The following is a 10,403-nucleotide window of genomic DNA, read 5'->3' as shown; positions in this document are numbered from 1 at the left end:
GGACGGAAAAGGATTAGAGTTTATTGGACAGGGTATGGAATTCACCCGGTTTCTTCATACATAGATGATTTGAAGAACTCTTTCGGTCCAGTATCGTATGGTGTCATCCACATGTCAGACTGATGCAAATACCTTAAAGTACACTCTGGTTATATTGGAATATGGGATCTCTTTCTCATGTCTATTCGATCACCATCACTCTGCTTGTGCTAGTGATGATGTCTGGTATCTGTACCGCCGAAGAGGTCTCGTATCTCACCTATAACGATACAACCGCCGGGTTTTCCTTTGCCTATCCGGAGGGTGCCTCCCTGGTGTATGCTGCAGATGCAGATACGAGGGAATTAGCGGTTCAGACTCCGAATAATGTCACGATGATTACCATCGTGGTAAGAACAACTGACCAGCAGCTGGAAGACCTGACGTCTGACCTGGTTTCTTCAGTCTCTCTCCTCCCTGAAGGAACGGTGGTATCAAGCGGGGCAGGGGTCCTTGGAGATAATGATGCCTTCTTCCTTGATTACCAGTGGGTCAGGAATGATACCCCGGTCAGAACATACACGATTACAACCGTAAAAGACGGCAGATCATTCTCCGTGAACTATGATAACCGCGCAGATCAGTTTGAAGCGGAAAAAATCCTGATTGATCCAATGATTGAGTCTTTCCGGTTCATTGAGCGTGATACTGAAGAAAAATACTACCCCGGATACTCCTATTACCCGGGTATGGTGTATGACGTCTTTGGCATGCCAATGAATGATGAGAGTGAGTATGCCTGGTATCCCTACTCGTATGGCTGGGACGGGTCAACTGGATATCAGCTTCCGTATGAGAACGCCGATCAGTTCCCACAATATACCGGATATAATCCCTATTCCTCCTACCCTCAGTACCAGCAGTATCCCCAGCCAACACCGATGCCGACTCAGGGAATGATGCCCGGCTATACCATGGCACCGACAATGATGCCAACAGTTCAGCCATACCAGACGCCGATAACAGTCCCGGTAAGTTCAGGGGGAGATATAAATCAATTGATTAATGACGGACTCGACTATCTGACAAAAAAGCAGTATAAGCAGGCTGAACAGAATTTCAAGACCGCACTGCAATTAGATCCTTCAGATTTTGTTGCGCTGTATGGCTATGCTAAGGTTCTCTTTTACGGGTATGATGGTCGTGAAGAAGAGGCCCTGGAACAGGTAAAATACGCGGTATCATCAGCAACAGGTTCTGCCAATAATTCTCAGTTGGCAATACTTTACACATTAAAGGCACAGATAGAGGAGTATCTGAAGAGATATTCCGATGCTCTACAATCCATTGACTTCGTCATTGCTCATGATGATCCGCAGTACCTGGCCGGTGATTATTATCTCAAGGCTAAACTACTCTATGATAGCGGGGCCCCTATTCAGGATGCAATTGCAGCAGCACAAAAAGCCGTGGACCTGGCACCCGATAACGGGGATTATATCTCCTTCCTGTCAAAACTGAAAGAGTCATCAGGACAGAGCAGCAGTGGCTCGGTATATCCGGAGGTCTCTCCTGTTCCGACATGTACCCAGGAATAATTTACCCTTTTTTAGAAATTTTTATCCGGTATAACTCCGATTCCTCATTGGTGGCATATGCCTGGATTACATACTCTGCTGATGAGAGCAATAATGCTTGTTTGGTGCGGGCTTCTCCTGGTGATTATTCCCTCTGCCCTTTGCGATAACTCGTCACCACCGGAGAGCATAGACAAGGGTCTTTTTACCGGAGTTCTCAATACCCTGACTACAGGGTACTCCAGAAGTGATGGAACGGCAGATGACCTTCTTGCCGAAGGGGAACGTTTCCTTTTAAATGGATCATTTTCCGAGGCCACCAGAGCATTTGATCAGGTTCTCCAGGCCGATCCGGATTCATCTCCCGGCTGGCTGGGTCTTGCCCGTGCACAATCAGGTGCAGGAGAACAAGAGCAGGCCCTCATATCTTTAGAAGAGTTCCTGTTTCGCCATCCGGATGAATGGCAGGGGTATCTTCTGCAGGGAACAATCCAGACATCCCTTCAAAAATATCCGGATGCGGTTGCCAGTTATGAGAAGGCACTCGAGCTGAATACTACCGATGCTCTTGCCTGGGCCGGATATGGAGCAGCACTCTATGGGACAGGTTCGTATGAGGATGCCCGTGATGCCTGTCAGCAGAGTCTTTCATTACGTCCTGATTTACCGTCGGCTCATTACTGGGAGGGAAAAAGCCTGTTCATGCTTGGCGATGAAACCGGGGCCTTATCCAGTCTGAATCATACGGTATCCATTGACCCGGGGTTTATCGAGGCGTATCTCGTAATATCTGATCTGTATGAAAGATCAGGAAAAGGGGATGACGCACTTGTGGTGATTACAACGGGCCTGATTGCAAATCCCTCTTCATTCCTGCTCTGGAAGGAGAAGGGACGACTCCTGGAAGATTTGAACCGGAGAACTGAAGCACATCATGCATATGAGCAGGCACTCAGTCTGAATCCAAATGATTCTGAAATCCGGCAGCGTCTGACCAATATCTCTGATGGATCTGAATTATGAGTAAATCCAGTTACCCGCATCTTTTATACTGCCTCCTCATAGCTCTGGGGTTATCCATGGTTGGATTCCCGGTGGTATCTGATATTGAGGAACCCTCATATGAGTATCATGGAACACTTCTTGCCTTTTATCTGGTCGGAAATGATATTGAGTCTCAAAATCGTCTTGGAGATTATGGGTTTATCACCCAGAACCTTCTTGATATGCGGGAGGGGTATGGTTCAGGAAACCCAAATCTCACCGTCATCATCGCATATGGCGGAGCTGATAAGGAGGGATGGCGTGGTATGCGGGTATATTCTCTTGCCGATGCAACGTCTGATTTTCAGGATAATGGCCGGTATGACTCCTGGGATACGTATACCCGTTCATATCCTGATTACAATATGGGCACAAAGGAATCATTTCAGGAGTTTTTATCCCTCCTTGAGCCGTGGAGAAATGCCGAACGAACATACCTGATCATGAGCGGTCATGGAGCGGCATACAAGGGAGCATTTCCTGATGAAAATTATGATACCGGGAATATCCCGCTTCCTGATCTGAAAGACGCTCTTGCCAGATCCGGAATCCATTTTGATCTGATCGGTCTTGATACCTGCCTGATGGGGACCATAGAGGTTGCAGATGCGTTGTCAGGCACGACCCGGTATCTCCTCGCATCTGAAGAGACGGAGCCCTCACGTGGATGGAATTACTCTATGATTGCCCATGAGCTGGTGAACAATCCATCAATTGATCCAAAAGAACTTGGTATCCATATCATTGATGGTTATATCAGATACCAGGTACCAAACAGCCCTGCAACGCTCTCCTTGATTGATATAGATGCCATTCCAGCGGTTATCAGTTCACTGGATGATTTCTCCCGTTCATTACAAACGGTATACAAAGATCCTGAAGGAAAGCGGATCATCGAAGAGATCCTTACCAATTCCGGGGAATTTGGACTTCAGATGTATATGAGCCTGAAGACAGATGAGCGGATCTTCATATCATATACGCTGGATATCATCTCATTTGCCAAAAATATCGGGAATGCACTCCCTGCCATGCATCCTGCTTCAGATTCGCTTATCCAGTCAGTATCCGATGCAGTTCTCTATCACACCGAGCAGAAACGACCGTATGCACATGGTCTCTCAATCTTCTCACCGGTTCACAAGGAAATAATCCTTGAACATATCTTTGAATACTCACCGGTCATAGCGATATCCGAAGAATGGTACTCATTCCTGATACAGTTCTTCAGATCTGTCCTCTCTGACAAAGAACGGCCGGTATTGACCAATTCAGAAAATGGGATTCTGGTCAGGGATGATGGATATGCCACCGTCCAGATAGAATTTGTCCGTCATAATGCTGATGGTGATGTCCTTCTTGGTGCAGAACCGGCATACGCTTATCCATCCGGTGAGTATGTTCTCCCTGAGTGGGACGGGAGGGCATTTCATCTGAAGGATCCAAAGACCGGGAAGATTCAGATTATGCCGGTTTTCTTCCAGCGAAGAGTTGATAATCAGACTGAGGAGTATTATGCATTTTCCCGGATCTCAAAAGAGGATGATCCTGATGAGTCATGGATCTGTATAGACATCTACTTCGAGAGTACCACTGGTCGGACAACCATGTTCTTTCTATATCTTGGACCTGATGAGGAAAATATCCTGAAAGTCGCCCGTTCAGGCAGGCTGAATTCCATATCTGATATGGCAGGTATTGGTCTCATCCCATATGCAGTGGTTCAGTCTAAAAACGGAGAAAGAACCTGGAAGCCGGTAGCCTCCCATCCGTTTGAACTCAATGAGGACGTCGTCACCAGTTATGAGGCTGTGGCCTGCGGTTCGTACGATTATTTCCTGGTTGCAACAGATATGCACGGTAACCGTGCGGAGGGACAGAGAAAGAGATTGGATCTGCCCTGCTGATCAGGGAATAACGATCTCTTTCTCTCTCAGTATATCCCCCTCCTTACCAAAGAGGGTAAGATATGCCGTGATCCCTTTTGGGGCATCCACACTAATAACCACTTCATAACAGCCCGACCCTTCAATCTTCTCCTCATCGTAGGCTATACTTGAATCACCGTCACCCTGTGTTTTGAGGATATCCAGAATCCCGCTTCCTACGCCGTTCCCCTCAATACAGGTTCGAAGGGTAAGATCTTCCCAGGTGATCTCTGCAATTCTGATGTCATCAAAGAGGAGGGCAACTGACTTTTTCACACTGCTGTTCGTGTTATTCACTTCAATCGTCCAGTTCCTAAGAGTCCTGTTAGACTCATTATACTCATTCGAATTCTGGTATACATCTTTGAAGGTGATATCCTGGATCATCCCCTCAATTGGAACTTTGTTTGTTGAAAAGTCTCTTTTTGCCCCAAGCAGGGAGGGATCGATATAAACAACCGACCCATACGGAATGGTTGCCCCGGTAAACTGTTCATAGAGCAGGCATACATTATTCTCCGGTGAGATGGTAAGTATCCAGTCCCCCCGTACCGGAACCTGAACTGATGTATTCAGGGCCGGGATGCCAAATGACTCACCTGCCCACGTATCACTGACCTGACCCTCCCTGATCCCTGACACGACCGCTGATCGGAGACGCTCAGGAATGACATACACTGATTTTCCATTCTCCTGGTCTCCAAGATATAAAACCCCGAGATTATTTGTGATTTCACGGGCGATGATCTCCCTGACAATAATATCTGTCCAGGTTTGTGCTGATGCAGGTCCCTGTGCCGTGATGATGGTATCGGTAATCACTCCTTCTGCCTGATCCGGGATAGCACCTGATTGTTCCAGAAATACACGGCTATTCTCATCAGGAGCCGATACCTTTACCCCGTTCAGGATCCCTGCATTCGCCAGAGCCAGAGTCCCGTTCCCGATCCCGGCACAGATCGATCCTGCCTGGGAACCCTTTTCTAATATCCGGTTGAGCGGTTCAGAGCTGAAAAGAGAACTCATATCACTGCCCCCGATGACAATGATTGCTGTCTCATTGGTTATCATGTCAGAAATGCTGTCAAGTGACTGTACTTCTGTATCAGATATCAATTGACTGACAGGATCAGGGGCTGCAAGAGTCCAGGCGATATCATATAATGTGAGTTCACGAACCACCGTCTGAAATGACTCTTCGTCAAAACCCGCAGACGGAATGACTACAAGAGCCTGTATTGCCGGGTCAGATATGGTTTCTGATGCCATTCCCTGGCCGGATAACAGAATGACAATTACGAGTAGCAGTATCTTTTTCATGGATCACTGACCTCATCTGTTCTCAAAAGGAAGAAATAATAGTATAATGACATATTGATTGATGAATGTTATGCCCCTCTTTTCACATGGTTTTTTTCCAATAATTTCCCTTCTTCTTCTGATTCTGCTTTCTGCTTCTATTGCGACCCCGGCAGATGTTCCAACGACCAGGATTGCAATGTACATGGTCGGCAGCGACCTTGAATCAGAGTCACATCTTGGTTCCGCAGAGATTAAGGAGATACTATCCGGTCTTTCCGGTGATTCCAGGCATATCGATCTTCAGATTGCATTTGGGGGTGCACGGAGTATGGGATGGTCCGGTATGACCATCGCAGACAAAGAAGATCTTCAGGATGACTATCGTGATGGTGTTATCGGAAATGGTCACTATGCATTCAGAGATACCTCCATGAATATGGGAGATACAAAAGGACTGACAACATTCGTTGAATACCTGAATGATCTCCCTGCATCTGACCGGAACATCTTCATCTTCTGGGATCATGGCGCATCCCTTGCCGGGCTGTGTTTTGATGAAAATTATAACTGGGATCAGCTGACGATGCAGGAGATCACCGATGCACTTGAAAATTCCGCAATAACCTGGGACCTTATCGGTATGGATGCCTGTCTGATGGGTTCTTTAGAGGTCATGCAGACAGTCTCTCCATTCGGGCATCTGCTTTTGGTTTCAGAAGAGGTTGAACCGGGCCATGGATGGGATTATGAGATCCCGTTACAGGCCCTCTCTGATAACCCCGCAATAACGATTGAAGAATGGGCAAAGCTGGTCATAGATTCATACATGGACAATCCACAACATGAACCGATGAAAAAGACCCTCTCCCTTATTCAAATGACCAGTCTCCCGGATTTGGAAGAAGATCTCTCTCTCCTTGGCACATTTCTTCGTGATAAGATGGATCAAAAACCAGTATACGAGGGTATTGGAACTTCTTTTTACAATGCACAGAGATTCGGGTATGATCCCAGAAAAGATATCGAGGTCTCGGTTGACCTTGGGGATCTGTCAGATAATCTTGGGATGCATGTCAAAGACTCCTCTGATATCATCGGCCAGGTGAAACAGACCATGGCCAGTGTGGTATTATACCAGCGCAATGATGGTTCACGACCCAAATCAACAGGTATTTCAACAATCTCTCCACGGAACAGGCATATAGATGAAATCTCTGCATCATCTGGCAATAGTATACATAATTCAACCTGGTTCTCATTTATTAAAAATTATGTCTCGTATATATCCACCGACTCGAGTAAACCTGTGATAACTACTCGTGGGAATGGGACGTTTCAGGTGAGTGATGACCAGGGTATTCAGATGGTGATGGTAAAGACCGACTGGATGCCTGACGTCACAAACTTTACGCATTCATTCGGGATGAAAGCTGATCCGGTATATCCTGACGCTCAGGGGATCTATATTCCAAATCCGGATGATAAAACCTTTTACCTGACCGATACCGGGACCGGGAACCGCTCGTATTTTTACAATACCTATTATGGAACTGATATCAATGGAACTGAGTTATATTTTGGATTTTTGAATATTACAAGGGGATCAAAGACCCGTGAAACTGCAATCAATATCATGCAAAGCCAGGATGGCTTGATACAGTATGCCCTCTTCCCCTACGAGATCAACCCCTCAACCGGAGAGTATCTGTTCTCCAGAATTCCCCTCACCGTCAGAACCGGGGATATAATAACCCCGGTGATCGTCGAACGGTTTCTGGGCGGTGAATCCAGATGGCAGTATACGGCTCTCGATCCTCTCCTGATAACCGGCGAACTTGCGATTGAACGGGATCGGCTCCCCTATGGGTCATATTTACCTTCATTGTGGGCGTACGATTACAATATGAATTATGATATTTATCTCATGGATGTGCTGCGGTTTCCGAACAGTGCAGAGATAATCTCACAATGATCATCGATGAATTACCTCTTTTTTTCGATACCGGTCCAGTAAGTATAGAAAAAGTCATCGCCTCCGGTTGCTCTTGTGACCATGAGATATGGTCCTGGTTCAGGATTGTCAAGAACAAGCATCTCTGAAATAAAATTCTCTATCCCCTGTGACCAGCACTCCTGGCATTCATCGGTTGAATTATAGGTAAATTCCTCGTATGAGTCCGGAAGACTTGACCCTTTATGGACATAGAGATCAAGGTTTGTTCCATCTCTTGACTCAGTCATAAATATCACCCGCTCAAGGCCGGGTGGAATATATGTTTCAAATACTGAATGGGTCTGATTCTGAATAATTCCCAAGTCTATCTGTTCATGATAGACATACATGACGAGAATTTCTGCTTTTCCTCCAGATGAGTCCGAAGAAAAATATACCGGATATCTCCCAGGATCGAGGATCAGGTATTCGCTGCTGATATTTTTCAGGGTTAAAATCCGGGGATATCCGGTCTGAACCTCGGTAAAGAGATCAGGAACGAAAAAGTTTTCATAGCCCTCTCCAACCGTCAGATTCCATTCAGTCCCCATCTCCCCCCATCCGTATACTCTGACAAAACCCGTCTTACTGTCACGGATATCCAGGTCAACCTGGATAGGATGGTCAGGTGATACCTCCCCGCTCAGGTGGGTTGAATAGACCGGGCGGAAGAGATCTGACTCAGGATTATAGTTCGTGTGTTCTGCTCCGTTTACTATCAGGATGAGTGTCAGGAACAGCAGTGCTGCAGGAATATATGAATTCACACTCCTGTATTGGATCACCGGATTGTATAGTTATTGCTGTCCCTCGTTCCTGATGGGCGAATATATATGGTTTTAAAGCAGAATCCGATCAGATTATGATTCGATCAATACGGCGCCTGCTCCGAAATATCCAGTCTTCGTATGAAAAGCAGGTTCTTTTTTCGCTCATTCTCTTCTCACTAATCATTCTCGTATGGACGATGCTCTTTTATTATATCCATAACCAATACGAGGATACCTCCATCACTCCGTTAGAGGCCCTTATTTTTGTGGCTGAGACCGTCACAACCACCGGATATGGAGAGCTTCTCCCGTTCTCGCATGATTATCTCTGGATATTCGTCCTTGTCATGATGATATCCGGTGTTGTGATGTTCCTGATGCTGATAAATCTCTTCATCACTCCAGTCATTCAGAACAAAGTCCACCCGGTTCCTCCTGCCTCGCTGACCTATCCCTGTGCCGGTCATGTTGTCATTTTCGGGTATAATCCGGTCATACTTGAGGTACTGGAGCATATTCATTGTCTGGGTGTTGATATTGTTCTGATAGAGGAGGATAAGACAAAAGCCCTCATGGAGACCGCTTCTCTTCCCAGACTGGTTCAGGTCATCTATGGCCGGTTTGATGAAGAGAAGACATGGAATAGTGCACGAGTCTCTGAATGCCGGTATATCCTCTTCTGCCTTGAGGACTGGATATCTGCCGAGGTTATTCTGGGCCTCTCGAAGAAGACCGATGCACGGATTATTGTAATAACATCCGGTCATGAGGCTGATCAGCTATTACCCCTCTGTGGTGCAGATATCCTGGTCCATTCCAGGGATATTGTCGGGACCCTGACCGCCCGGCATGCCCTGCTTGCAACAGAACCAGATACCCTTGAGAAAAATCCTCTTATGCAGGAGATCCTGCATGAAACCTCCTCTGCATTTGGAAGTTGCAGGTTTGTCCGTATCCCGGTGATACCAGGCAGTATTGCTGAGGGAAGGACCATCTCCTCACTCCGGTTTGAAGAGGATTATCAGTTCAGGCTGATTTATCTTCTCAAAAGAGGTGAGATTATCCTTTCTCCTCCTGGAGATATGATTATTGACCGGTCAATGGTGCTCTTTTTCATAGGACCGGGTGCAGGATTATTCAGGCTTATCAGCGGTGCCTTTCTGGCCAGGGCAGGGGATGAGAACAACGCAATTGTTGCCGGTTTCGGAGATATGGGCTCTGTCATCACCAGGGATCTTCAAAAATTTGGTATTTCCTGTATCAGTATTGACAGCAATCCTCAAAGCGGGGCTGATATCATCGGGACAAGCCGCTCTGTTCTTGCATCTGCGGATGATCTCATTGGCAAGGCCCGGTTTTTCCTGGCAGTCACCCATGATGACCGGGAAAACCTGTTTACCACGCTTATGGTGCGGCATGCGAACCCTGATGTCTGTATTTTTTCACGGTGTTTACGACCTGAACTCATCCCCCGGATGTATGAAGCCGGTGCTGATTATGTGGTATATGTCCCGACCATCCTGGCCCAGGCAGTCTGTCGGATGATGCTGTACCATGATGCACAGATTCTACACATCATCGGTCATTCTCTCCATATCGCCGCAAAACAGGTCACCTGCACGAGACCTGCTGATGTGGGTACCCTTCGAAAAAAGACCGGGATATCCATTCTTGCACGTGACCGGCGTAAAGAAGTGGTCTTTTTCCTCTCCGATGCAGAAGAGATATGTCAGGGTGATTGTCTGTACCTGATGGGAACCGAGGTGCAGATTCAAAAGGCAATAAAAAAACTCTCATAAGATCATGTACT

General features: G+C 46.7%; 7 protein-coding genes. 5 read left to right on the top strand and 2 right to left on the bottom strand.

The features are described 5' to 3' along the window. The first annotated feature begins 161 nt into the window (after positions 1 to 161). The 3 genes from MHUN_RS10790 to MHUN_RS10780 are packed head-to-tail and all read left to right on the top strand — an operon-like array spanning position 162 to position 4,507. On the top strand, positions 162 to 1,577 hold the full coding sequence (locus MHUN_RS10790; RefSeq protein WP_011449044.1) for a tetratricopeptide repeat protein: 1,416 nt from the start codon (positions 162 to 164) through the stop codon (positions 1,575 to 1,577). A 57-nt stretch (positions 1,578 to 1,634) separates the two neighbouring features. After that, positions 1,635 to 2,579: a tetratricopeptide repeat protein gene (locus MHUN_RS10785; RefSeq protein WP_011449043.1), complete on the top strand. Its 945-nt coding sequence runs from the start codon at positions 1,635 to 1,637 to the stop codon at positions 2,577 to 2,579. A gap of 56 nt (positions 2,580 to 2,635) precedes the next feature. Further along, the gene (locus MHUN_RS10780; RefSeq protein WP_011449042.1) at positions 2,636 to 4,507 is read left to right on the top strand and encodes a clostripain-related cysteine peptidase; all 1,872 of its coding nucleotides are present in this window, start codon (positions 2,636 to 2,638) and stop codon (positions 4,505 to 4,507) included. Here MHUN_RS10780 and MHUN_RS10775 read toward each other — a convergent pair whose 3' ends face one another. After that, positions 4,508 to 5,848: a DJ-1/PfpI family protein gene (locus MHUN_RS10775; RefSeq protein ID WP_011449041.1), complete on the bottom strand. Its 1,341-nt coding sequence runs from the start codon at positions 5,846 to 5,848 to the stop codon at positions 4,508 to 4,510. Between the two features lie 70 nt (positions 5,849 to 5,918). On the opposite strand from MHUN_RS10775, the gene MHUN_RS10770 reads away from it, so the two are divergent. Then, positions 5,919 to 7,802 carry a clostripain-related cysteine peptidase gene (locus MHUN_RS10770; RefSeq protein WP_158498217.1) on the top strand — a complete coding sequence of 628 codons (1,884 nt, stop codon included), beginning with the start codon at positions 5,919 to 5,921 and terminating at the stop codon, positions 7,800 to 7,802. A gap of 11 nt (positions 7,803 to 7,813) precedes the next feature. Here MHUN_RS10770 and MHUN_RS10765 read toward each other — a convergent pair whose 3' ends face one another. Further along, positions 7,814 to 8,590, bottom strand: coding sequence for a hypothetical protein (locus MHUN_RS10765; protein WP_048067460.1), 777 nt, complete (start codon positions 8,588 to 8,590; stop codon positions 7,814 to 7,816). A gap of 95 nt (positions 8,591 to 8,685) precedes the next feature. On the opposite strand from MHUN_RS10765, the gene MHUN_RS10760 reads away from it, so the two are divergent. Beyond that, positions 8,686 to 10,392, top strand: coding sequence for an NAD-binding protein (locus tag MHUN_RS10760; protein ID WP_011449038.1), 1,707 nt, complete (start codon positions 8,686 to 8,688; stop codon positions 10,390 to 10,392). Positions 10,393 to 10,403: the final 11 nt, after the last annotated feature.

This window comes from Methanospirillum hungatei JF-1 (assembly GCF_000013445.1).
GTDB classification, from domain to species: Archaea; Halobacteriota; Methanomicrobia; order Methanomicrobiales; family Methanospirillaceae; genus Methanospirillum; species Methanospirillum hungatei.
The sequence above is the reverse complement of the archived record's forward strand: the minus strand, read 5'-3'. Positions and strand labels throughout refer to the sequence as shown.